Here is a 21,285-nt window from a genome sequence, read left to right on the forward strand (position 1 = left end):
GAATGGGGTAAATGCGGGTCTAAACCGCTAAATCTTGTGTCATGTGCGTGACAATCCTGTCTGAACTGCCTATAAGTGGGGCAGCTAATCAAGGATGAATATGCATGTCTGCCGAAGCCCAGAAGATCGACGAATACGGTGCCGATTCCATCAAGGTTTTGAAGGGGTTGGATGCCGTGCGCAAGCGGCCCGGCATGTATATTGGCGACACGGATGACGGGTCGGGCCTGCATCACATGGTCTATGAGGTCGTCGATAACGGCATTGACGAGGCTTTGGCCGGTCATGCCGATTTCGTCAGCGTGATTATCCATGCCGACAGCTCGGTGTCTGTTATGGATAACGGGCGTGGGGTGCCGACCGATATTCACACTGAAGAGGGGGTCTCGGCGGCCGAAGTTATCATGACCCAGCTGCACGCGGGGGGCAAGTTTGACCAGAACAGCTACAAGGTATCGGGCGGTTTGCACGGCGTTGGCGTTTCGGTGGTGAATGCGCTGTCGGACTGGCTGGAGCTGCGGATCTGGCGCGGGGGCAAAGAGCATATCGCGCGGTTCGAGCGTGGCGACACGGTGCGCCATCTGGAAGTGGTCGGCGATAGCCAAGGCAAGACCGGGACCGAGGTGCGGTTTCTGGCCTCGACCACGACCTTTTCAAACCTTGAGTATAATTTCAAGACACTGGAAAACCGGCTGCGCGAATTGGCGTTTCTCAATTCGGGTGTGCGGATCATTCTGGAAGATCATCGCCCGGCGGAACCGCTGAAGACGGAGTTGTTCTATGAAGGCGGCGTGCGCGAATTTGTTCGCCATCTGGACCGGTCAAAGACCCCTGTCATGCCTGAGCCGATCTACATCAACGGCGAGCGTGACGGTATTGGCGTGGAAGTGGCGATGTGGTGGAATGACAGCTACCATGAAAATGTGCTGCCCTTTACCAATAATATCCCGCAACGCGATGGCGGCACGCATATGGCAGGCTTTCGCGGCGCCTTGACGCGCACGATCAACGCCTATGCGCAATCGAGCGGGATCGCCAAGAAGGAAAAGGTCAGCTTTACCGGCGATGATGCGCGCGAGGGGCTGACTTGTGTGCTGTCGGTGAAAGTGCCCGACCCGAAATTTTCCAGCCAGACCAAAGACAAGCTGGTCAGTTCTGAAGTGCGTCCCGCCGTGGAAAGCCTTGTGAACGAAAAGCTGGCGGAGTGGCTTGAAGAAAACCCGAACTATGCCAAGGGCATTGTCGGCAAGATAGTCGAGGCGGCCTTGGCGCGCGAAGCGGCGCGCAAGGCCCGCGAGTTGACCCGGCGCAAGACCGCGATGGACGTGGCGAGCCTGCCGGGTAAGCTGGCCGATTGTCAGGAACGTGACCCTGCAAAATCGGAATTGTTTCTGGTCGAGGGTGACAGCGCTGGCGGGTCCGCCAAGCAGGGGCGCTCGCGACAGAACCAGGCTGTGCTGCCCCTGCGCGGCAAAATCCTGAATGTGGAGCGAGCGCGCTTTGACCGGATGCTGGGCAGTCAGGAAATTGGCACGCTGATTACTGCGCTTGGCACGGGCATCGGCCGCGATGAATTCGACCTTGGCAAGCTGCGCTACCACAAGATCGTTATCATGACCGATGCAGATGTCGATGGCGCGCATATCCGCACGCTGCTGTTGACCTTCTTCTTCCGGCAGATGCCACAACTGATAGAGGCGGGGCATCTGTATATTGCCGAGCCGCCCTTGTTCAAGGTCGCGCGTGGCAAGTCCGAGGTTTACCTGAAAGATAAGCCGTCGCTAGAAAATTACCTGATCGAACAAGGGGTTGAGGGTGCTGTTCTGCGTCTGGCCACGGGTGAGGAAATTGTTGCGCAAGACCTTGCGCGCATCGTGACAGAAGCGCGCGCTGTGCGCCGCTCGCTGGAGGCGTTTCCAACACATTATCCGCAGCATATTCTGGAACAGGCGACCATTGCAGGTGCGCTGATGGCCGAATCCCTGGCCGCACGTCCGCAGGATTTGGCCGATAGCGTGGCGGCACGACTGGACCTGATTGCCGCCGAATATGAGCGCGGTTGGGAGGGGCGGCCCACGCAGGATGGTGGCTTGCGACTGTCGCGCGTGTTGCGCGGTGTGGAAGAGGTGCGCCGGCTGGACGGGCAGGTCTTGCGCTCGGGTGAGGCGCGGCGTCTGGCGACCCATACACAAAGCCTGCAAGATACCTATGCCAAGCCCGCCGAACTGGTGCGCCGCGACCGCAAGCAAACGATTTACGGCCCGGTAGACCTTTTGGACGCCATTCTGGCCGAAGGCGAAAAGGGTTTGTCGTTGCAACGCTACAAGGGGCTGGGGGAAATGAACCCCGACCAGCTTTGGGAAACCACGCTTGACCCGGAAGCGCGCACCTTGTTGCAGGTGAAGGTCGATGATCTGGCCGAAGCCGATGATCTTTTCACCAAGCTGATGGGCGATGTGGTCGAACCGCGGCGCGACTTCATCCAGCGTAACGCGCTGAGTGTGGAGAACCTGGACGCCTGATGCGTGGCAATGCCCCTTGCGCCGCGCGGGCGCGTGGGGCAACACTCTGGGTCAAGGATGATTTGCCAGAGTGACCATGAGCCGTATCAGCAAGATAGAGATCGACGACACCGGGCTGCCGACGCCCACGCCAGAGGTGGAACAGGAACGCAAGGTCGCCGTGTTCGACCTGCTGGAGGATAACAGCTTTACGTTGTTGGGCCGCGACGGGCAGGATGCACCGCAGGGTCCATTTCACATGACGCTGGCAATCCGCGAGCGGCGTCTGGTCATAGACCTGCGCGATGACGCGGGTGAGACGGTCAGCGAGATGCACCTGTCGCTTGGGCCGTTCCGGCAGGTGGTGAAGGATTACTACCAGATTTGCGGCAGCTATTTCGAAGCTGTCAAATCCCTTCCGCCCAGTCAGATCGAGGCGATCGACATGGCCCGGCGCGGTATTCACAATGAGGGCGCGCGCATCTTGCAGGAACGACTGGAGGGCAAGGCGGATCTGGACAAAGACACCGCGCGCCGCCTGTTTACCTTGGTCTGCGTGCTGCATTTCGGGGGTTGAATGAGCACGGGTTTCCCCTCTTCCGTGCTGTTTTGCTGCGACCATAATTCCGTTCGCTCGCCTATGGCCGAGGGGTTCATGAAAAAGCTTTATGGTCAGCGCGCCTATGTCCAGTCGGCGGGTGTGCATTCAGACCGCGAGATTGACGGGTTTTCCATTTCCGTCAGCTTGGAAGACGGGGTCGAATTGGCGCGCCATCGTTCGCGCTCGTTTGAAGAGATGATGGATTGGGGCGATGACCTTGGCGGCTTCGATCTGATTATTGCGCTGTCGCCTGCAAGCCAAAGGCAGGCGCTGGAGCTTACACGCTTTGCCCATATCGACGTAGAATACTGGCCGATCATGGACCCGTCAGGGCTGGGAGAGACGCGCGACGCCAAGCTGACCGCCTACCGTCAGGCCCGTGACCAGATCAAGCAACGCCTGTTGGCCCGGTTTGGGCCGCCGACCGAAGGGTAGCCTTATGAGCCGCGATGTAATCGAGCAGTATTTCACCGCCTTCAACGCGGGCGACACGGACACCATGCTGTCGCTGGTGTCCGACGATGTGGAACACCATGTCAACCAAGGCGAGGTCCGGTGCGGGCGCGTGGCCTTTGCCGAATTTTGCAGCCATATGGGCGTCAGCTACCGCGAAGAGTTGCGCGATATGGTGATTTTCGCATCAGGGGACGGCAGCCGCGCGGCGGCGGAATTCGTGGTGCATGGTGAATATCTGCAAACCGATCCGGGTCTGCCAGAGGCGCGCGGGCAGCGATATGTCCTGTCCGCCGGGTCGTTTTTCGCGCTGCGGGATGGCAAGATTACCCGTGTGACGACCTATTACAACCTGCAAGACTGGATCGCACAGGTTTCGGTATGAGCTTGCGGTATGAGGCGTTGACGGGTGCGGCGATTGGCCTGGTCATAGACGGGCTGGCGGATCTGCGTATCCGGGTGTTCCGCGACTGGCCATATCTCTATGACGGCGATTTGGCCTATGAGCGCGAATATCTGGCGGTTTACCGTGACAACCCGCGCGCGATTGTTGCGGCGGCGTTTGATGGTGATCGTTTGGTGGGCGCCGCGACCGGCCTGCCGATGGTCGATGCCGACCCAAAATTTCGCGCGGCGTTCGACAATACCGGCCATGACCCCGAACAGGTGTTCTACTGTGCTGAATCGGTGTTGCTGCCAGAGTATCGGGGGCAGGGAGCGGGGCACAGGTTTTTCGACCTGCGCGAAGATCAAGCGCGCGCCTTGGGCCTAAGCCACGCCGCCTTTTGCAGCGTGCAGCGCGCGAGCGACCACCCAGCGCGGCCCGAAGGCTACCGCCCGCTCGACGGGTTCTGGCGCAAGCGCGGCTATGCGCCCCTGCGGGGTGTCGTGGCCCAGTTCACATGGCGCGATATTGGCGAGGATGCGGAGACCGCGAAGCCCCTGCAAGTCTGGATGCGCCGATTATGAAACTCGCAGCCGCCGCTTACCCGCTGGATTTCCTGACCGATTGGGACGCTTACGCCGCCAAATTGACCAACTGGGTCGCCACGGGTGCCGCAACCGGGGCCGATCTGCTGGTGTTCCCGGAATATGGATCAATGGAACTGGCCAGCCTTGGCGGGGCTGCGGTTGCCGCCGATCTGGAAGCCGCGCTGACAGAGGTCATGCGCCACGCCCCCCGCGTGACTGATCTGCATTGCGCCCTGGCCGCACAGCACCGCGTGCATATCCTTGGTGCGTCCGCCCCGGCGCAAGCCGGGGCCTCGCGGCCCGTGAACCGCGCCACGCTTTACGGGCCAGAGGGCGTGATCGGCCATCAGGACAAGCAGATCATGACCCGCTTCGAGCGCGAGGACTGGGACATTGCCCCCGGCCAAGACGGCTTGCGCGTGTTCGACACCCCTTTGGGGCGCATCGGTATCCTGATTTGCTATGACGCGGAATTCCCGCTGCTGGGTCGCGCGCTGGCCGAAGCCGGGGCAGAGATCCTCCTCGCACCTTCCTGCACCGAAGGGGTGGCGGGCTACACCCGCGTCAAGATCGGCGCGATGGCGCGCGCGCTGGAAAACCAATGCATCGTCGTGCAGGCTCCTACAGTGGGTGCGGCAGAGTGGTGCCCGGCCGTCGATGCGAATACCGGTGCCGCGGCCATTTATGGCCCGCCCGACACGGGCCTTCCGGACAACGGGATCATCGCCGAAACCGCGCTCAACGCTCCCGGCTGGGCGGTGGCAGAGATCGATCTGAGCGCCATCCACAAGGTGCGGCGCAACGGTGCGGTGTTGAACTACGCCCATTGGCCAGAGCAAAAAATCCGACTTGGGCGGGACTAGCATCGGCCTATTTGCATATTTGGCTTGAAAAAACGCCACAATGCGCGCATCTAGCAGCGCACGCGCGGCAAACGCGCGCCCATAACGGACGGAGTGACCATGGCCAAGGAAGAACTGCTCGAATTTCCCGGTGTCGTCAGAGAACTCCTGCCTAATGCGACATTTCGGGTCGAGCTGGAAAACGGCCATGAGATCAATGCGCATATGGCAGGCAAGATGCGGAAAAACCGCATTCGTGTTCTGGTTGGCGACAAGGTTCAGGTGGAAATGACCCCCTACGACCTGACCAAGGGGCGGATCAATTACCGCTTCAAGTAATGCCATGCGCCTGATTCTCGGCTCTGGCAGCCCAAGACGGCTAGAGGTTCTGGCGCAGCTTGGCATCACGCCCGATGGCGTGGTGGCAGCGGACATAGACGAGACGCCGCACAAGGCGGAACTGCCGCGCCCTTATTGCGAGCGCGTGACCCGCGCCAAGCTGGACGCCCTCACCACCAACCCGGATGACCTGCTGCTATGTGCCGACACAACCGTTGCACTGGGCCGGCGCATTTTGGGCAAACCGAGCGATGCTGGCGAAGCGGCTGCGTTTTTGCACAAGCTGTCGGGGCGGCGGCATGATGTCATCACTTCTGTCGCGCTCAGGCTTGGGGATCGTGTCTGGACGCGGACGCAGCTTAGTGTCGTCAAGATGAAACGCCTGTCGGATGACGAGGTGAACCTTTATCTTGCGTCTGGCGAATGGCAGGGCAAGGCGGGGGGCTATGCCATCCAAGGGCTGGGCGCGGCTTTTATCCCGTGGATGCAGGGGTCTTATACCGGCGTGATGGGCCTGCCCGCCGCCGAAACCGCCACGCTTCTGCGCGCGGCAGGCTACAGGTGGAGCGCATGAAGGGTAGCACAATCGCGCTGGACCAGATCGGCACGCGGCAAGCTGCGGCGCAGATGGTTGATGGCGTTCTGGAAGATTTCACCATCGACCCGCCCGACTGGGTCATCCCGCCGGAAACGCTGTTTCGTGGCAAGTTTGGGCGGCCCGTGAAGGGTATGGGCGGCGCGTTTGTCGATCTGCCCGACGGCCAAAGCGGGTTCCTGCGCCAGACCAAAGGGTTGCGCCCCGGCGACCCGATACTGGTGCAAGTGACAGGGCTGGCCGAAGCTGGCAAAGCGGTGCCCGTCACCACACGCCTGCTGTTCAAAAGCCGCTACGCGATTGTCACGCCCGATGCGCCGGGGCTGAACATCTCGCGCCAGATTGATGACGGCGCGCTGCGTGCCGATCTGGATGCGCTGGCGCGCGACTGTATGGATGGGGCCGGGGAGAGCCTTGGCCTTATCCTGCGCTCTGCTTGTCTGGAGGCCGATGAGGCCACGATCGCCGATGATATTCTCCAGATGCGCAGCCTTGCCGAACACGTGCTGGCCGATGCCGCTGGTAAGCCCGAATTGCTTGTGGCCGCGCCCGGCGCGCATGAACTTGCATGGCGCGACTGGGCGGCGGCTGATACGCTGGATGACAGCCTTGGCAGCTTCGCACGGCACGGGGTAGATGACGCGCTTTATAAGCTGACGCGCGCCGAAGTGGGGCTGTCGCATGGGGCGTCAATGGTGATCGAACCCACCCGTGCGCTGGTCGCGGTCGACATCAACACGGGCCCCGACACCAGCCCCGCTGCCGGGCTGAAAGCCAATATCGCCGCGATCCGCGCCCTGCCGCGCCAATTGCGACTGCGCGGGCTTGGTGGGCAGGTGGTGATCGATCTTGCCCCCTACCCGAAACGCGAAAAACAGGTGCTGGAACAGGTGCTGGGCGCCGCTTTCAAACGCGATGGGCGCGATACGGTGCTGGCGGGCTTCACACCCTTGGGCAATTTCGAACTGACCCGCAAACGCGACCGTGTGGCGCTGTCGGTGCTGCTGTCATGAGCTGCCCGATTTGCCGCAAATCGGCGGTGCCAGAGTATCGCCCCTTCTGTTCGCGCCGCTGCGCCGATGTCGATCTGGCCCGTTGGCTACGGGCGGATTACGCAATCCCCGTGCCTCTGACAGATGCCGAGGATGACACGCCTGACGGAGATGCTCAGCAGCCCCCTGAATCGCGGTAGTTTTTTCGAATTGCCTCTGGACAGTGAAACCCGCCTGACATAATACACCGCTACCCACAGAGGCAGGCTTGAAACAGTCCCTCAAACAAGACCCGTGCCCGGGTAGCTCAGGGGTAGAGCAGTGGATTGAAAATCCTCGTGTCGGTGGTTCGATTCCGCCCCCGGGCACCATTTATCATGGTAACATGTTGGTAACGCTTTGGATTTTAGCCAATGCTATAAGCTGTAGGCCAAGTTCGCGACGATTTCACGTTCGTAAAAGGCGGCATGTTTTTTCTTTAGCTGTGGTGTTCCAAGCGAACTGAGTTGTCACTACACTTCGCCTCGGATCGCACCATGTCGCGCGCGAGAACGCCAAAGATTTCCCTAGACAGAGCCAGGAAAGCTGCCGATCATTTCGGAGAATACTGGCGCCATCGGCGGCCCCAGAGCCAGAAGTTTCCGGGTAAGCGCATCCTACGCCAGCATGTATCCAGCGCCACTGCAATGACGGCGCAAGAACCTGTGCCGACCCGATCGACCTATGTGGCGACATACACTTGGGCGCCTACGCCTGAGCTGACGCCAAAGCCTTTCCAGATATGTTGATAGCTCGGGGCTTTCAGGTCGTAGCATGGCAGGCGGTTTCGGCACTGGTCGGATGGCGATAAACTTCGCCGGCACTGAGCAAGGTCACTTATGATCGAACGGTGAGCGTTCCGGGCACGGCTCAATTGCGACAGATGGCTAAGCGACGGTCAGAGTTCCACAACAGCGCCCATAGGAGACTCGTTTCGCGTCACGGCAAGGCCAGCACCTTGCGGGGCGAACCAATATCGCCGCTCTTCTTTGAAGACTCTTATTTTGCAATGCCGGTGGTGCTGGAAGTTGCTGACCTGGTTGATCGCAGGCCGCTGTCCGGCATGTTTGCAAATCTTGGCAGTCTACTCTCTGAGTGTATGACGCGGCCGACCCTGACCGCCTTTTTCCTCATCGAACGATCACTTTGTGGCACGGAACTTGGCAGATGTGTAAGGTTGTCACATGCTCAAGGCCTTGGGTGAATATGGGCTCATATCAGCAAACAGCGAAGCAACGCAGCCACTGTGAGCATATGGCACCAAGCTATTTGAATAGCTTTCCCAAGGCTTTACCAGTCACTTTGCCCGCAATGCGGCGCCCAATTCGCCGTGAAACGGCCCCTTTGCGTTTCGAGGTTATGGCCTGCGCATCGCCAGAATACTTGGCCAATGCGTAAAGGAATTTGCGAAATTTGTTGATCGACATAGGGCAATCATAACGCATTTTGCGGAAACCGAACAGCGTTTCTTGGCAAATTTCTTCCCGTGCCGGGTGGTCTTGGCACCTTAAAGTGTTATATGATAACATAACATTTTCAAGTTGAGGATCTTGCCATGCCCCGCGACCATCGTTTGCCTGTCACCGTCCTGTCAGGGTTCCTTGGGGCAGGGAAAACGACGCTTCTGAACCGGGTTCTGAACAATCGCGACGGGCTGCGCGTGGCGGTCATTGTCAATGATATGTCAGAGGTCAATATCGACGCCGATTTGGTGCGCGCCGAAACCGAGCTCTCGCGCATGGATGAGACGCTGGTCGAGATGTCGAATGGCTGCATCTGCTGCACCTTGCGCGATGATCTGCTGCAAGAGGTGCGCAAACTGGCCGCCGAGGGACGATTTGATTACCTGCTCATCGAATCAACCGGAATTTCCGAACCTTTGCCCGTGGCCGCGACATTTGATTTTCGCGATGAAGGCGGCGACAGCCTGTCCGACGTGGCGCGGCTGGATACCATGGTCACGGTGGTCGATGCGGTGAACCTGCTGCGCGACTATTCCAGCCATGATTTTCTGCGTGACCGGGGTGAGACATTGGGCGAAGATGACGACCGCACATTGGTCAATCTGCTGGTCGAGCAGATTGAGTTTGCCGATGTGGTGATCCTGAACAAGGTGCATGATGCCGGGCCAGAGCGGACGGATGCCGCGCGCAAGATCATCCGTAGTTTGAACGCTGATGCACGGATTTATGAAGCCGACCATTCCGATGTTGCCGCGGATGCAATTCTAAACACCGGGCTGTTCGACTTCGAGGCCGCGCATGAGCATCCGATGTGGGCCAAAGAGCTGTATGGTTTTGCCGATCACATGCCCGAGACCGAGGAATATGGCGTTTCCAGCCATGTGTACCGTGCGCGCCGTCCCTTCGCGCCGGAAAAGATCATGGCGGTGCTGAATGGTGAACTGCCGGGTGTGATCCGCGCCAAGGGGCATTTCTGGATCGCCACGCGGCCCGACTGGGTTGCGGAATTCTCGCTTGCGGGGGCACTCTCATCGGTCAAGCCCTTGGGAACTTGGTGGGCCGCTGTCCCGCGTGATCGCTGGCCCGACCACGATGCCGCGCGCAGCTATATGGCGGCGCATTGGGTGGAGCCGTGGGGCGACCGACGGCAGGAAATTGTCTTTATCGGCGCAGGGATTGACTGGGCCGCGCTGAAAGCCACGCTGGACGCCTGCTTGCTTCCCGAGCATCAGGCGCAGGGGCCGGACAGCCTGCCGGACCTGCCGGACCCGTTCCCGCTTTGGCGCCGGGTAGAGGCCGCATGAGCGCGCGTAACCGCCGCACGAATCTGCGCGCGAAAATCCGGACGCGCGACCCGATGCAGGATTTTGACCGTCTGCCGCCCGAATTGCGCAATTGGTTGGCAGGGGCGGCGCTGCCATGGCGTCCCGGCTCTGTGCAGAAGGTCTTTGCGCGCGCGCTGGCCCGGACGGGAGACACGGGCCGCGCGCTGGCGCAATTGGACGCCGCGGAACGCAAACTTGTTGCCCGCGATGCCGCCGCAATCTGGGGGGCGGAGCATCCTGCCGCGCGCGGCACTGAAAACAGCGTTGCCGATGGGTCAGGGCGCGGCTAGTCTTTGCGACATGAGCAAGATCATCAACCTGCGGACCATCCGAAAACAGAGCGCCCGTGATGCCAAGCGCCGCGCGGGGGATGAAAATGCAGCCCGTCATGGGCGCAGTCGCGCGCTAAAGCAGGCAGAGCAGGCGCAATCGGACAAAGCCCGTGCGCATCTGGACGGCCATAAGCGCGAGCCATGACTGCGCGCCCGGTCAAACATTCGCTGACCTTGCGCGGGCACCGGACCTCGGTGTCGCTGGAAACGGCATTCTGGCGCGAATTTTGTGCGATTGCGGCGCGTGACGGCGTGGCGCTGAACGCGTTGGCCGCAAGAATAGACGCGGCGCGCGGCGATATGGGGCTGGCCTCTGCCATTCGGGTGCATGTGTTGCAAGACGCGCTGCGCCGCGCCAAAGGCTAAGCCTATTCCGCCCCGACCGCCTTTGCGTAACCGTCATCTTCCGCCGTGTCCGTATCAGCGGATTGGGGAAGGGGGAATTCTTCTTCCGGCAACCCTTCGCGCGACAACAGGACCGCCACCGGCCTTGCGGTTGGAATATGCGAGCAGACGATCATGACGGCCACCATGAAGGGCACGGCAAGAAACATCCCCGGCACGCCCCAGACCGCGCCCCAGAAGGCAAGCGAGATGATGATCCCGAAGGAGGACAGGCGCAGCGTTCGGCCCATGAGCATTGGGTCGATCACGTTGCCCAGCAAAAACTGGATCATGCCTGCGATAACAAAGATCAGGATTGCGGTTGAGGGTTCTGCAACCTGAATATATGCCACCAATGTCACGACCAGCGTCGCAATGATGGACCCAACCGAGGGAATGAAGTTCAGCACAAAGGTTAAGAGTGCCATGGCCAGCGCGAATTGCAGATTGAACACGCTTAGCAAAGCAAAGATCAACCCGCCTGTGACCGCCGAAATCAATGTCTTGACCAGCAGGTAACGGTTCACACGCCGGATGATGGAGCCGATGATCGCACTGACCCTGCGGGCCTGCGCTTCATCGCTCATGAGTTTTTCCAGCTTTGTGCCGAACCAGACGCGTTCGGCAAACAGGAAGCCCACGAACAGGATGATAAGCACCACCTGCGACAACAGCGTCCCCGCTTGCCCGGCCGCCGAGCGCAAATAGCCGGACACTTCTATCGAGCGGACGGTGGCCAGGACCGAGGCTTCGACATCTTCACCCATCCAGGCAAACATGCGCGCGATGGCGCGTTGCGCGTCCTCTGTATAGGCAAGCGTGGTGGTCAGCACCGTGTTGATCTGCGAAATCACCAGCCCGGCCATGGTAAGCAGTCCCGACGCGATCAAGGCAACCGCCAGCACCGACGCGACCCAGTTCGTGACCCGCAAATTACCGATCTTCATGCTCTGGATCGAGTTGATCGCATCCGAGGTCAGCGAGAACAGGATGATCGCAATGGCGAGCGAAATCAGGATGAATTTTGCCTGCACCAGCAAGAACAGCACCACCGCGAAGGCGATGATGCCCATGAGCCATGTTTGCAGCCGGAATTTCTCGCCAAAGCTGAGGCGCGCAGAAAGTGGCGTGATGGTTTTCTGATTTTCTGACATGGCTCCGTCGTGCAAACGCTATGTCGCGTAGTATGGGCGTGAAAAGGGCCACCGGCAAGGCATGATCCGGGCCATGTCGTGGCAAATGGGTTACTGCTGCGCGGCGCGTAGAATATAGGCGGCTATCGCGTCGAGTTCGGGTTTCTCGAGCTGGCCAAGATTGGCGATGACCTTGGCCATCGACCCGCCAGCCACGTCAAAGGACGGCGTGAAGCCGGTTTCCAGATAGGCGCTGATGTCGAATGCGGACCATGTGAAATCTGCCCCGGAGATGGGCGGAATGCGCCCGCTGCCCGATGGGTTGGGCGCGCCTTCCAGCCAAGCCGCGCGATCGAGGCCGCCCAAAGCACCTCGCGGCGTGTGGCATTCGGCGCAATGGGCCAGCGCCTCGGCCAGGTAGCGGCCTTGGGTTTCCTGCTCTGTCAGATCGCCCGTCACCACCCAATCGCGGTTCATGTAAAGCACCTTCCACAGCCCGACGCTGCGGCGGATGTCGAACGGAAAGGCCACATCATGCGCGCGCGACGGCGTTGCGTCCGCAGGCAAGGTCATCATGTAGGCGTATAGATCCGCCATGTCTTGCGGGTCGGCCTTGGTATAGGACGTGTAAGGAAAGGCCGGGAAATAATGCTGCCCTTCGGGAGAGACCCCGCGCATCACGGCATTCAGGAACTGCGCTTGCGACCAGTCGCCGATGCCATGGTCCGGGTCGGGGCTGATATTGGGTGCGTAGAAAGTGCCAAACTGGGTCTGGAATGCCGCGCCCCCCAACAACAGCTTTGGGTCTGCGCCATCGTCTGTGCCCATATGGCAGGACGCGCAGCCCGACGCCAAAAAGACGCGTTCGCCCGCTTCTGCATCGCCAGTCAGCCGGTCTGACACAGTGCTGGGCAGGGCGGTGGGGCGGGTGATGAACCAGCCAGTGACCCCGCCGATAACCGCAAGTGCCAAAAGACCATATACCGCCGGTTTCATATCTTGCCCCGTCAAACAATGCATTCAACTGTGCATGCGGGCCGCACAGGCAGCACTGGAACGGCCCGCATATCTAAAATCGCAAGATCAGCGTCAGCTTTCCTCGCGATAATCCTCATGGCAGGCGCCACAGGATTGGCCGAGCGCACCCACGGCAGGGCGCAGCGCATCCAGCCCATTGCCCGCCGCAGCTTGCAGCGCGACAGACGCCTCTTGCAGGGCAACGAACTTGGCGGTGAAGTCGTCCAGATTCTCCCATATCTCCGCCTTCGCGCGGGTTTCGATGAGCGAAGACGAATCGGTCCCCTCTGGCCAAAGCCGTGATTGGTCATGCCGGGTCAGGTGGAACAGGTTGTCGGCCGCAGTCTGCGCCATCGCGGCGTCATATTCCATACGTCCCTGCGCCATGCCGCCCACAACTGACAGGTTATGACCGTATAGCTTGAACTGACCCTGACGGGCCGCCACGCTAGGGTTGTCTTGGGCCAGTGCCGGGGCGGCCAGGGCAACCGCAAGCGCCGCACCGGTGATTATCTTGTAAAATGCCATCTCGAAACTCCTCGTGTCTTACTGAGGTGAGAAGCCTAGCCTGCATTCGTGACGTTTCAAACACACGCACGCGTGATCGCCGGGATTATACGAAGCGCACTTTTCCAATATAGGGCAGGTTGCGGTTTCTCTGTGCATAATCAATGCCATAACCTACGACGAACTCGTCTGGTATCTCGAACCCGGTCCAGCGCGCGCGAATGTCGACCTCGCGGCGCGAGGGTTTGTCAAGCAATGCGCAAACCTCCAGCCGGGCTGGGTTGCGCGCCAGCAGCATTTGCAAAACATGGTGCAGGGTAAAGCCGGTATCGACAATGTCCTCGACCACCAGAACATCGCGCCCGGCGATCTTGCCGGTCAGGTCTTTCAGCACCCGCACCTCGCGTGAGGATTGGGTGCTGTTGCCGTAGCTCGACGCCTCCAGAAAATCGACCTCCAGCGGCAGGTCAATCTCGCGCACAAGATCGGCGATGAATATGAATGACCCGCGCAGCAAGCCCACCACAACCAGCTTGTCGGTGGCGGCGAATTCGCGGCTTATCTCTCCCGCCAACTCCTCGACCCGCGCGGCGATTTGCTTGGCGCTTATCATCTGGTCGATCTGATAGGGTTTTTGCGACATCTCGGCCCCTTGATTTTTCACGCCAAGTCTAAGACATGTCCTGCCCAGACAAAAGGCCCGATCCGCGCATGCCCACCCATACCGAACACCGCCACATGCCCTACACGCCCCGTCAGATCTATGATCTGGTGGCGGATGTGGCACGCTACCCGGAATTTCTGCCATGGACAGCTGCCGCGCGCATCCGGTCGCGCAAGCCCATCGATGGCGGCGAGGAGATGGAAGCTGATCTGGTGATCTCGTTCAAAGTGTTTCGCGAGCGCTTCGGCAGCCGGGTGCGGCTGTTTCCCCAGGATGGCGTGATCGACACCGCCTATCTGGATGGGCCATTCAAGCATATGGTGTCGCGTTGGACGGTGCAGGATGCCGAGGATGGTGGCTGCGTTGTCGATTTCCACGTCGATTTCGAATTCAAATCGCCCATGCTGCAAAAGATCATCGGGGTGGTGTTCGATCAGGCCATGCGCCGCGTCGTCGGCGCGTTCGAGGCCCGCGCCAAGGCGCTTTACGGTTAAGCCCGCAACCGTCTCAGCACCATTGCCAGCGCATGGTCTACCGTGGCCGCGCGCACCGCGTCGCGCCCGATTGCGCCGAACTCTAGCGTTTCCGTGACCACGCCCTCTGCATCCGCCAATCCAAAGCACACCCGGCCCTCGGGCTTGTGCTCTGATCCGCCCGGCCCGGCAATACCTGTCACCGCCACCGCCAGCCCGGCTTGTGACCGGACCAGCGCGCCTTGCGCCATCTCGCGTGCAACGTCTTCAGACACTGCGCCCTGCGCGTCGAGCGTGGCTTGCGCGACCTCAAGCATCTGGCATTTGGCCGCGTTGGAATAGGTCACAAACCCACGGTCCACCACGTCGGATGACCCCGGCACCGCCGTCAGCGCGGCCATAATCAACCCGCCAGTGCAGCTTTCCGCGGTCGCCAGCATCACGCCGCGCGCGCGCGCCGCCTCTAACACCGCGCCCGCGCTCATGCGCCCATCATTCCGTGGCTGACCACCGCTGCCACGGCCACGACCAACGTCGCCAGAAAGCCCGCGACCACATCGTCCAGCATTACGCCCAAAGGCGTGTGCATCCGGTCTGCCAGCCCAACCGGGCCGGGCTTCCAGATATCGAAGGCGCGAAACGCCAGAAACGCTGTGACCCAGCCGGGCCAAAGTGCTGTCACGTCCACGCCCTGCATCATCGCGCCCAAGGACACCGGCCAAAGCGCGATCCACATGCCCACCACTTCGTCGATGACAATCTCGGATGGGTCGGCATCGGGCGTCTCTCGCGTCTCGGCAATGGTGGCCCACCAGCCAAGCGCAAAGACCACGAATGTCGCCGCCAACAGCAACCAGAACCCGCCCAGAACATGTAGCGCCCAAGCCACCGGCAGCGCCGCCACGCTGCCCCATGTGCCGGGGGCAGGGCGCAAGTAGCCCACGCCGCCGAATGTTGTGATCATGCTCGTCAAGCGCATGTCCAAGTCCCCTTCATCTTGCCCCGAATACTTCGGGGGGCAGCCCCCCCACGTTCAACCGCCCTTACAGCACAAATCCGCGCGCTGCGCGATGCCTTCTGCATGGGCGGTCACCCGGACGGCGCGCGCCTTGTGCCCGTGGCCATCTTTCAACCTGTCTTCAGGTCGTTGAGATTGGTCGCGGGGTAGGACGGGAAGAACTTGACGCCCGCTTTCTTCAGCGCCGCCACGAAGGCGTCCGAGCCCATCAGGCTTCCTGAAAAGCGGGACTCCCTCCAGAAATGGATATCCGGAGCGAGGCAAGAGGTGTCGACGACGACGTCTTTGGTGGTCGAATTGACCCAGAACGAATTGAGCTTGTCCGGCCTTCTCGTACTCATCTGGACCCGCGATTTCTCGACGACGATGGAGTTCTGCCGCACGGTCACGTTCATGATAAACCACGGCCCTTCGATCTCGACGCCACGCTTGGTGCGGAGGGGAACCTCGAAGAACTGGTGAAGATCGGGATCGAACCGCTCGATCACATCCTTCGCGCGGCCGGAGACGACGTATATGCCGTTCATGCCGGTGAACGCATCGGGCCAGGACTTGCGGGGCTTGTCCGCGACAAGCACCTTCGGCAGTTCCTCGGGCAAAGATTTCCGCGCGCCATCGCGCCAGGCATGGACGGCCTGGCCCCCCTCTTCGCCCCGGGCCGGGTTCATGTAGCGCTCGTTCCAGTCGGGCATTTCCACCGGGATCTGAACCTTGCCAAGTTGCATGTCGAAGACGTGGGGCATTGTGCGCTACCCCGCCACCAGACAAGCCGTCGCAATCGCGGCGATGCCCTCTTCCCGCCCTGTAAATCCCAGCCGTTCCGACGTGGTGGCCTTCACGCTGATGCGCCCGACCTCGACCGCCATGATCTCGGCCAAGGCCGCCTGCATCGCGCCCGCGTGCGGTCCGATCTTGGGGTGCTCGCAGACCAGCGTTACATCGCAATTGGCCAGCCTGAACCCACGCGCGCGGGCCAGCTCTATTGCATGGCGCAGGAAGATATGGCTCGCCGCGCCTTTCCATTGCGGGTCCGAGGGCGGGAAATGGCGGCCAATGTCGCCCTCGGCCAGCGCACCGTAAATAGCGTCGGTCAAAGCGTGCATGCCCACATCCGCATCGGAATGGCCTTGAAGCGCGCGATCATGCGGCACCTTGACACCGCACAGCCAGCAGCCATCGCCGGGTCCAAAGCGGTGCACATCATAGCCATTGCCAAGGCGGATATCGGTCATCTGCGGTGTCCTTCGTTGCAGTATCGCCTCTGCGCGGGCGAAGTCGGCGGGGTAGGTCAGTTTGAAGTTATCCTCGCAGCCCGCGACCAGCGCCACGCGCAGGCCATGGGCACGGGCGATTTCGACGTCGTCGGGCGCGTCGCCCTGCCAAGCCTTGTGGGCCGCCAGCAAGGGCGCGAAATGAAAGCCTTGCGGGGTTTGCGCGCGATAGAGCCCGTCACGCGGCACAGGCACGCCGACCGCGCCATCTGCCCCGCGCCAGAGCGCATCGACCACGGCCAAGGCCGGGGCTGCGGCGGGATTACGGCCCAGAGCGGCGATCACATCGCCAATCACGCGAGGGTAGGCGAAGGGGCGTGCGCCATCATGGATCAGAACGCGGTCAGGCGGGTCTGCCGCCAAGGCATTGAGCGCGGCCCGCACAGAGGCGGTGCGCGTCGCTCCGCCCGTCACGATCGTCACGCCGCGCAGGTCCAGTGACGCCGCGCGCGCGATGTCGTCGGCATGTAATACCAGCACCAGTCGGGTCAGCCCGCCCGCGCGCAGGGCGTCCAACGTATGGTCCAGCACGCAGCCTTCGCCAAGCAAGCGCCACTGCTTGGGCAGGCCGTCGCCCGCGCGGGTGCCACGCCCTGCGGCAACGATAATAGCTGCGGTGGAATTGCTCATGCGCCCCTCGGTCCTGTTCTGCCTTCTATACGCGCAGCCGCCGCTTGCTGACAATGCGCGCGAGCCCCCATATTATTTGCCTAAAAAATAAGCGCATGATGAAAAATGCGCCAAGAATGCATGGGTTGGGTTGGACTTGGCCCGGCCTTGCGGCTATTTCTTCACGCATGAACCATATCCGCTGCTGCCTTCGATGACTGTTCTGTTCCCCTTTGATGTGGGCACAAGTTGCCCTGTGCTTCTGGCCCCTATGGCCGGGATCACCGACCTGCCGTTCCGGCGGGTGGTCGCCGGTTTCGGCGCGTCTTTGGTGGTGTCGGAGATGGTCGCCAGTGAAGACATGGTGCGCGCCCGCCCCTCGACCCGTGCCAAGGCAGAACTTGGGGTCGCGGATGGGCAGACCGCCGTGCAGCTTGCGGGCCGTGAGGCGCATTGGATGGCCGAAGCCGCGCGCATGATGGCGGGTCAAGGCGCGCGGATCATCGACATAAACATGGGCTGCCCTGCGAAAAAGGTCGTGGGCGGGCTGTCCGGCTCTGCGCTGATGCGCGATCTGGACCACGCGCTGCGGCTGATCGATGCTGTGGTGGGCGTGGTGGATGTGCCGGTCACGCTCAAGACCCGGCTGGGCTGGGATGACGATTGTCTGAACGCGCCGGAACTTGCCCGCCGCGCGGCGGGGGCGGGCGTTCGGATGGTCACAATCCATGGCCGCACCCGGTGCCAGTTCTACAAAGGACAGGCCGATTGGTCGGCGATTGCCCCGGTGGTGCAGGCGGTGAATGTTCCGGTCGTGGCGAATGGCGATATCACCTCGCCGCACGCGGCGCGGCAGGCGCTTATGCAATCCGGTGCGGCTGGCGTTATGGTCGGGCGCGGCGCGCAGGGGCGCCCCTGGCGTTTGGCGCAGATCGCGGCGGTTCTGGCTGGCCAGCCCGTGCTGCCTGCGCCGCAAGGGGCTGATCTGGTCGCCTTGGTCGGCGCGCATTACGAGGCGATCCTTGGCTTTTATGGCCGCGACCTTGGGCTGCGCGTGGCACGCAAGCATCTGGGCTGGTACGCGGAAGCCGCAGGCGGCGGCGCGTCTGCGCGCCGGGCGGTGCTGACTGCAACCGCGCCGGCACAGGTTCTGGCGCTGCTTCCAGACCTGTTAACCCCCGATCAAGAGGCCGCAGCATGACGCCCCCCGCCACCGGCACAATCTGGGCGGCCTTGCCAGTGCCCTCTTTCATGATCGGGCAGGTGGACGGGCGCGAATGCGTCGCCGATTGCAACCCTGCGGCAGAACAGTTTTTAAGCCTGTCGCGCCGCGCTGTGCTGAACAGCCCGCTTGTGCGCCTGATAGAGGTCGATGCAGAGATCGACCGCGCGCTGGAACGCTGCCGCAACAACCGTGCGCCGGTGTTCATCAATGATGCCGCGCTTATCATCGGTATGCGCCCACCGGTGCAATGCTCGATTCAGCTTGCGCCGATGGTGGACCGGCCCGATCTGGTGCTGATGCTTGTGACCCCGCGCGAAATTGCGGGCAAACTGGGGCAGGTGGACGGTATCCGCAACGCCGCGCGCTCTGCCATCGGCATGTCGCAAATGCTGGCGCATGAAATCAAAAACCCGCTGGCGGGGATTACCGGGGCGGCGCAGCTTCTGTCTATGGGGCTTGGCCCGCAGGACCGTGAATTGACCGACCTGATCGTGGCTGAAACCCAACGGATCGTGAACCTGCTGGACCAGGTCGAGCAATTCGGCAACCAGCGTCCGCCGATCTGTCGCGCGATCAATATTCACGACATTCTGGAACGCGCGCGCCGCTCGGCCGAAGTGGGCTTTGCCGCGCATATGCGCATCCGTGATGCTTATGATCCGTCGCTTCCGCCGGTCTGGGCCGATGGCGACCAATTGTTGCAGGTGTTTCTGAACCTGCTCAAGAATGCGGCCCAAGCGCAGCCAGATGGCGGCAGTATCCGTATTCGCACGTTCTTTGAGCAATCCTTGCGCGTGCGTGCGGCCGGTGGGCAAGAGGTGGCGCTGCCAATTCATGTTGAAATCGTTGATGATGGCCCCGGCTTGCCGCCCGAGATTGCCGAAGAAGTGTTCGACCCGTTCGTGTCGGGACGCGAGAACGGCACCGGGCTGGGGCTTGCGCTGGTCTCCAAGATTATCTCGGCGCATGACGGTTGGGTGTCGGTCGAAAGCCGCCCCGGACGCACGATGTTTCGAATTTCCCTGCCACGCGCTCCCGAAGCCGGGTCGCGCACCGCACAACAAAAGGAGCTTTCCTGATGGATGGCACTGTTCTGGTTGCCGATGACGATCGCACCATCCGCACGGTGCTGACCCAGGCGCTGACACGCGCGGGATGCAAGGTGCATGCCACCTCCAGCCTGACCACGCTGATGCGCTGGGTCGAGGAAGGGCGCGGCGATCTGGTTATTACCGATGTGATGATGCCTGATGGCAACGGGATCGAAATGATCCCGAAAATCAGCCAGGAACGCCCCGATCTGCCAGTCATCGTGATTTCAGCGCAAAACACCATCATGACGGCCATTCAGGCCAACGAGGTGGATGCGCATGATTATCTGCCCAAGCCCTTCGACCTGCCGGATCTGCTGAAACGCGCAGGCGCGGCCATGAAGAACCGCAAACTCGTCGCGGCGTCGGCGCAGGCCGACCTGTTGCCCAGACCCGCACCGCGCGGCGACATGTCCAGCATGGAAGGCCTGCCGCTGGTCGGGCGCACCCCGGTCATGCAGGAACTGTATCGCCTGATCGCGCGGGTGATGAATTCCAGCATGCCGGTGCTGATTACGGGCGAATCCGGCACCGGAAAATCGCTGATCGCGCGCACTTTGCATGACCTGTCGGACCGGCGCGGGCAGCCCTTTATTTCGGCCACGGCAGAGGATTTCCGCAGCCCGGATGCCGCGCAGGCGCTGGTGTCGCGTGTGCGCTCCGGGTCGCTGTTGCTGGATGAGCTGGCGTCCTATGGGGCAGAAGCTCAGTTGCGGGTCGCGCGGCTTTTGGACGGGTTGCCCGATGATGGCCCGCGCATCATGGCCACCGCGCAGACAAACCTTGCCCATTGCATGAGCGAAGGCAGCCTGCGCGAAGACCTGTATTATCGGTTAAGCGGGGTCACGCTGGCCGTGCCTGCGCTGCGCGAACGGATCGACGATCTGGAACCGCTGGCGCAGCATTTCCTGTCACAGGCCGCCGATGATGGCGCGACTTTGCGCGCGCTGTCACCCGACTCTCTGGAACTGGTGCGCGGCTATTCCTGGCCGGGCAATGTGCGCCAATTGCAGAACACGCTGCGGCGGCTTACCCTGACCGGCCAAGACCCCAATATCGCCCGGTCAGAGATGGAACTGGCGCTTAAAAGCCAGCCCTCGGCAATGGCTGTGGGCGAGGATATCGGCGGCGAATCTTTGTCCGAATCGGCGGCCCGCCACTTGAAGCGCTATTTCGACCTGCATGGGCAGGACCTGCCGCCGCCGGGGCTATATGCACGGATTTTGCACGAAATAGAGGTGCCGCTGATTGAGATTGCGCTTGATGCTACCGGCGGCAATCAAGCGCGTTGCGCCGAGCTTTTGGGGATCAACCGCAACACCTTGCGCAAGAAGATTACCGAACTTGACATAGAGGTGTCGCGCCGCCGCAAGCTGGCCTGATGCGCCGAGTTTGATGTAGAATTACCACATTCCCTGTGGCACAATCCCCACATAATC

26 protein-coding genes and 1 tRNA gene are annotated in these 21,285 nt (G+C 61.5%); 19 read left to right on the forward strand and 8 right to left on the reverse strand.

The features are described from left to right. Positions 1-104: 104 nt before the first annotated feature. The 15 genes from gyrB to M3N55_RS00255 all read left to right on the forward strand — a co-directional run bounded on the left by gyrB (position 105) and on the right by M3N55_RS00255 (position 10,820). Positions 105-2,522 (forward strand): DNA topoisomerase (ATP-hydrolyzing) subunit B, encoded by a 2,418-nt coding sequence (gyrB, locus tag M3N55_RS00185; protein ID WP_249055240.1) that lies wholly within the window; start codon positions 105-107, stop codon positions 2,520-2,522. A 76-nt stretch (positions 2,523-2,598) separates the two neighbouring features. Continuing rightward, positions 2,599-3,078, forward strand: a complete 480-nt coding sequence (locus tag M3N55_RS00190; protein WP_249055241.1) for a UPF0262 family protein — start codon at positions 2,599-2,601, stop codon at positions 3,076-3,078. After that, complete coding sequence (locus M3N55_RS00195; protein WP_249055243.1) at positions 3,079-3,537, forward strand: arsenate-mycothiol transferase ArsC; 459 nt, start codon at positions 3,079-3,081, stop codon at positions 3,535-3,537. 4 nt (positions 3,538-3,541) lie between these two features. Further along, a complete protein-coding gene (locus tag M3N55_RS00200; RefSeq protein ID WP_249055245.1) occupies positions 3,542-3,940 on the forward strand; it encodes a ketosteroid isomerase-related protein in 399 nt (132 codons plus the stop codon). Further along, on the forward strand, positions 3,937-4,524 hold the full coding sequence (locus M3N55_RS00205) for a GNAT family N-acetyltransferase (RefSeq protein ID WP_249055247.1): 588 nt from the start codon (positions 3,937-3,939) through the stop codon (positions 4,522-4,524). The genes M3N55_RS00200 and M3N55_RS00205 overlap by 4 nt, the downstream gene beginning before the upstream one ends. Next, positions 4,521-5,390 carry a carbon-nitrogen hydrolase family protein gene (locus tag M3N55_RS00210; protein WP_249055248.1) on the forward strand — a complete coding sequence of 290 codons (870 nt, stop codon included), beginning with the start codon at positions 4,521-4,523 and terminating at the stop codon, positions 5,388-5,390. Before M3N55_RS00205 ends, M3N55_RS00210 begins: the two co-directional genes overlap by 4 nt. 99 nt (positions 5,391-5,489) lie before the next feature. After that, complete coding sequence (gene infA, locus M3N55_RS00215; protein ID WP_072245643.1) at positions 5,490-5,708, forward strand: translation initiation factor IF-1; 219 nt, start codon at positions 5,490-5,492, stop codon at positions 5,706-5,708. Between the two features lie 4 nt (positions 5,709-5,712). Further along, positions 5,713-6,282 carry a Maf family protein gene (locus M3N55_RS00220; RefSeq protein ID WP_249055250.1) on the forward strand — a complete coding sequence of 190 codons (570 nt, stop codon included), beginning with the start codon at positions 5,713-5,715 and terminating at the stop codon, positions 6,280-6,282. Next, positions 6,279-7,316 (forward strand): ribonuclease E/G, encoded by a 1,038-nt coding sequence (locus M3N55_RS00225; protein ID WP_249055253.1) that lies wholly within the window; start codon positions 6,279-6,281, stop codon positions 7,314-7,316. Before M3N55_RS00220 ends, M3N55_RS00225 begins: the two co-directional genes overlap by 4 nt. After that, positions 7,313-7,495, forward strand: coding sequence for a DNA gyrase inhibitor YacG (locus M3N55_RS00230; protein ID WP_249055255.1), 183 nt, complete (start codon positions 7,313-7,315; stop codon positions 7,493-7,495). The genes M3N55_RS00225 and M3N55_RS00230 overlap by 4 nt, the downstream gene beginning before the upstream one ends. Before the next feature lie 96 nt (positions 7,496-7,591). Further along, a tRNA-Phe gene (locus M3N55_RS00235) sits at positions 7,592-7,666 on the forward strand. Positions 7,667-8,889: 1,223 nt separating this feature from the next. Beyond that, the gene (locus tag M3N55_RS00240) at positions 8,890-10,101 is read left to right on the forward strand and encodes a GTP-binding protein (RefSeq protein ID WP_249055257.1); all 1,212 of its coding nucleotides are present in this window, start codon (positions 8,890-8,892) and stop codon (positions 10,099-10,101) included. Next, positions 10,098-10,412 (forward strand): DUF6525 family protein, encoded by a 315-nt coding sequence (locus M3N55_RS00245; protein ID WP_249055259.1) that lies wholly within the window; start codon positions 10,098-10,100, stop codon positions 10,410-10,412. Before M3N55_RS00240 ends, M3N55_RS00245 begins: the two co-directional genes overlap by 4 nt. A 10-nt stretch (positions 10,413-10,422) precedes the next feature. After that, entirely contained in the window at positions 10,423-10,599 is a 177-nt protein-coding gene (locus tag M3N55_RS00250) for a DUF4169 family protein (protein ID WP_249055262.1), read from the forward strand. Beyond that, on the forward strand, positions 10,596-10,820 hold the full coding sequence (locus M3N55_RS00255) for a ribbon-helix-helix domain-containing protein (RefSeq protein ID WP_249055266.1): 225 nt from the start codon (positions 10,596-10,598) through the stop codon (positions 10,818-10,820). Before M3N55_RS00250 ends, M3N55_RS00255 begins: the two co-directional genes overlap by 4 nt. Before the next feature lie 2 nt (positions 10,821-10,822). On the opposite strand, the gene M3N55_RS00260 is transcribed toward M3N55_RS00255, so the two are convergent. The 4 genes from M3N55_RS00260 to hpt all read right to left on the reverse strand — a co-directional run bounded on the left by M3N55_RS00260 (position 10,823) and on the right by hpt (position 14,138). Continuing rightward, positions 10,823-11,911, reverse strand: a complete 1,089-nt coding sequence (locus tag M3N55_RS00260) for an AI-2E family transporter (RefSeq protein ID WP_249055885.1) — start codon at positions 11,909-11,911, stop codon at positions 10,823-10,825. A 171-nt stretch (positions 11,912-12,082) separates the two neighbouring features. Continuing rightward, complete coding sequence (locus M3N55_RS00265) at positions 12,083-12,967, reverse strand: cytochrome c (protein WP_249055268.1); 885 nt, start codon at positions 12,965-12,967, stop codon at positions 12,083-12,085. A gap of 93 nt (positions 12,968-13,060) precedes the next feature. Then, complete coding sequence (locus M3N55_RS00270) at positions 13,061-13,516, reverse strand: c-type cytochrome (RefSeq protein WP_249055270.1); 456 nt, start codon at positions 13,514-13,516, stop codon at positions 13,061-13,063. Positions 13,517-13,601: 85 nt separating this feature from the next. Beyond that, positions 13,602-14,138, reverse strand: a complete 537-nt coding sequence (hpt, locus tag M3N55_RS00275) for a hypoxanthine phosphoribosyltransferase (protein ID WP_249055272.1) — start codon at positions 14,136-14,138, stop codon at positions 13,602-13,604. Positions 14,139-14,206: 68 nt separating this feature from the next. Here hpt and M3N55_RS00280 point away from each other — a divergent pair, with 68 nt between their 5' ends. After that, complete coding sequence (locus M3N55_RS00280) at positions 14,207-14,653, forward strand: type II toxin-antitoxin system RatA family toxin (protein ID WP_249055278.1); 447 nt, start codon at positions 14,207-14,209, stop codon at positions 14,651-14,653. Here the strand turns inward: M3N55_RS00280 and M3N55_RS00285 are convergent. From M3N55_RS00285 to M3N55_RS00300, 4 genes are all read right to left on the reverse strand, one after another. Further along, positions 14,650-15,117, reverse strand: a complete 468-nt coding sequence (locus M3N55_RS00285; protein ID WP_249055280.1) for a CinA family protein — start codon at positions 15,115-15,117, stop codon at positions 14,650-14,652. The genes M3N55_RS00280 and M3N55_RS00285 overlap by 4 nt on opposite strands. Continuing rightward, entirely contained in the window at positions 15,114-15,611 is a 498-nt protein-coding gene (locus M3N55_RS00290) for a phosphatidylglycerophosphatase A family protein (protein WP_249055282.1), read from the reverse strand. Before M3N55_RS00290 ends, M3N55_RS00285 begins: the two co-directional genes overlap by 4 nt. A gap of 149 nt (positions 15,612-15,760) precedes the next feature. After that, positions 15,761-16,393: an imm11 family protein gene (locus M3N55_RS00295; protein WP_249055284.1), complete on the reverse strand. Its 633-nt coding sequence runs from the start codon at positions 16,391-16,393 to the stop codon at positions 15,761-15,763. Positions 16,394-16,399: 6 nt separating this feature from the next. Then, the gene (locus M3N55_RS00300) at positions 16,400-17,551 is read right to left on the reverse strand and encodes a bifunctional 2-C-methyl-D-erythritol 4-phosphate cytidylyltransferase/2-C-methyl-D-erythritol 2,4-cyclodiphosphate synthase (protein WP_249055286.1); all 1,152 of its coding nucleotides are present in this window, start codon (positions 17,549-17,551) and stop codon (positions 16,400-16,402) included. A 193-nt stretch (positions 17,552-17,744) separates the two neighbouring features. Here M3N55_RS00300 and dusB point away from each other — a divergent pair, with 193 nt between their 5' ends. Genes dusB through M3N55_RS00315 form a run of 3 tightly spaced genes read left to right on the forward strand, consistent with a single transcriptional unit; the run spans position 17,745 to position 21,228 of the window. Then, positions 17,745-18,731, forward strand: a complete 987-nt coding sequence (gene dusB, locus M3N55_RS00305; RefSeq protein ID WP_249055289.1) for a tRNA dihydrouridine synthase DusB — start codon at positions 17,745-17,747, stop codon at positions 18,729-18,731. Continuing rightward, positions 18,728-19,834, forward strand: a complete 1,107-nt coding sequence (locus tag M3N55_RS00310; protein WP_249055291.1) for a two-component system sensor histidine kinase NtrB — start codon at positions 18,728-18,730, stop codon at positions 19,832-19,834. Before dusB ends, M3N55_RS00310 begins: the two co-directional genes overlap by 4 nt. Continuing rightward, positions 19,834-21,228, forward strand: coding sequence for a response regulator (locus M3N55_RS00315; RefSeq protein WP_249055293.1), 1,395 nt, complete (start codon positions 19,834-19,836; stop codon positions 21,226-21,228). The genes M3N55_RS00310 and M3N55_RS00315 overlap by 1 nt, the downstream gene beginning before the upstream one ends. Positions 21,229-21,285: the final 57 nt, after the last annotated feature.

Source organism: Roseinatronobacter domitianus, assembly GCF_023336755.1.
Lineage (GTDB): Bacteria > Pseudomonadota > Alphaproteobacteria > Rhodobacterales > Rhodobacteraceae > Roseinatronobacter > Roseinatronobacter domitianus.

Coding starts and splice junctions, on each gene's coding strand:
- M3N55_RS00265 (WP_249055268.1), bottom strand. CDS start 12,967: ATGAAACCGGCGGTATATGGTCTTTTGGCACTTGCGGTTATCGGCGGG.
- M3N55_RS00205 (WP_249055247.1), top strand. CDS start 3,937: ATGAGCTTGCGGTATGAGGCGTTGACGGGTGCGGCGATTGGCCTGGTC.
- M3N55_RS00260 (WP_249055885.1), bottom strand. CDS start 11,911: ATGGGCATCATCGCCTTCGCGGTGGTGCTGTTCTTGCTGGTGCAGGCA.
- M3N55_RS00245 (WP_249055259.1), top strand. CDS start 10,098: ATGAGCGCGCGTAACCGCCGCACGAATCTGCGCGCGAAAATCCGGACG.
- M3N55_RS00270 (WP_249055270.1), bottom strand. CDS start 13,516: ATGGCATTTTACAAGATAATCACCGGTGCGGCGCTTGCGGTTGCCCTG.
- hpt (WP_249055272.1), bottom strand. CDS start 14,138: ATGTCGCAAAAACCCTATCAGATCGACCAGATGATAAGCGCCAAGCAA.
- M3N55_RS00290 (WP_249055282.1), bottom strand. CDS start 15,611: ATGCGCTTGACGAGCATGATCACAACATTCGGCGGCGTGGGCTACTTG.
- M3N55_RS00240 (WP_249055257.1), top strand. CDS start 8,890: ATGCCCCGCGACCATCGTTTGCCTGTCACCGTCCTGTCAGGGTTCCTT.
- gyrB (WP_249055240.1), top strand. CDS start 105: ATGTCTGCCGAAGCCCAGAAGATCGACGAATACGGTGCCGATTCCATC.
- M3N55_RS00220 (WP_249055250.1), top strand. CDS start 5,713: ATGCGCCTGATTCTCGGCTCTGGCAGCCCAAGACGGCTAGAGGTTCTG.
- dusB (WP_249055289.1), top strand. CDS start 17,745: ATGACTGTTCTGTTCCCCTTTGATGTGGGCACAAGTTGCCCTGTGCTT.
- M3N55_RS00195 (WP_249055243.1), top strand. CDS start 3,079: ATGAGCACGGGTTTCCCCTCTTCCGTGCTGTTTTGCTGCGACCATAAT.
- M3N55_RS00285 (WP_249055280.1), bottom strand. CDS start 15,117: ATGAGCGCGGGCGCGGTGTTAGAGGCGGCGCGCGCGCGCGGCGTGATG.
- M3N55_RS00280 (WP_249055278.1), top strand. CDS start 14,207: ATGCCCACCCATACCGAACACCGCCACATGCCCTACACGCCCCGTCAG.
- M3N55_RS00210 (WP_249055248.1), top strand. CDS start 4,521: ATGAAACTCGCAGCCGCCGCTTACCCGCTGGATTTCCTGACCGATTGG.
- M3N55_RS00295 (WP_249055284.1), bottom strand. CDS start 16,393: ATGCCCCACGTCTTCGACATGCAACTTGGCAAGGTTCAGATCCCGGTG.
- M3N55_RS00255 (WP_249055266.1), top strand. CDS start 10,596: ATGACTGCGCGCCCGGTCAAACATTCGCTGACCTTGCGCGGGCACCGG.
- M3N55_RS00200 (WP_249055245.1), top strand. CDS start 3,542: ATGAGCCGCGATGTAATCGAGCAGTATTTCACCGCCTTCAACGCGGGC.
- M3N55_RS00190 (WP_249055241.1), top strand. CDS start 2,599: ATGAGCCGTATCAGCAAGATAGAGATCGACGACACCGGGCTGCCGACG.
- infA (WP_072245643.1), top strand. CDS start 5,490: ATGGCCAAGGAAGAACTGCTCGAATTTCCCGGTGTCGTCAGAGAACTC.
- M3N55_RS00310 (WP_249055291.1), top strand. CDS start 18,728: ATGACGCCCCCCGCCACCGGCACAATCTGGGCGGCCTTGCCAGTGCCC.
- M3N55_RS00250 (WP_249055262.1), top strand. CDS start 10,423: ATGAGCAAGATCATCAACCTGCGGACCATCCGAAAACAGAGCGCCCGT.
- M3N55_RS00225 (WP_249055253.1), top strand. CDS start 6,279: ATGAAGGGTAGCACAATCGCGCTGGACCAGATCGGCACGCGGCAAGCT.
- M3N55_RS00315 (WP_249055293.1), top strand. CDS start 19,834: ATGGATGGCACTGTTCTGGTTGCCGATGACGATCGCACCATCCGCACG.
- M3N55_RS00300 (WP_249055286.1), bottom strand. CDS start 17,551: ATGAGCAATTCCACCGCAGCTATTATCGTTGCCGCAGGGCGTGGCACC.
- M3N55_RS00230 (WP_249055255.1), top strand. CDS start 7,313: ATGAGCTGCCCGATTTGCCGCAAATCGGCGGTGCCAGAGTATCGCCCC.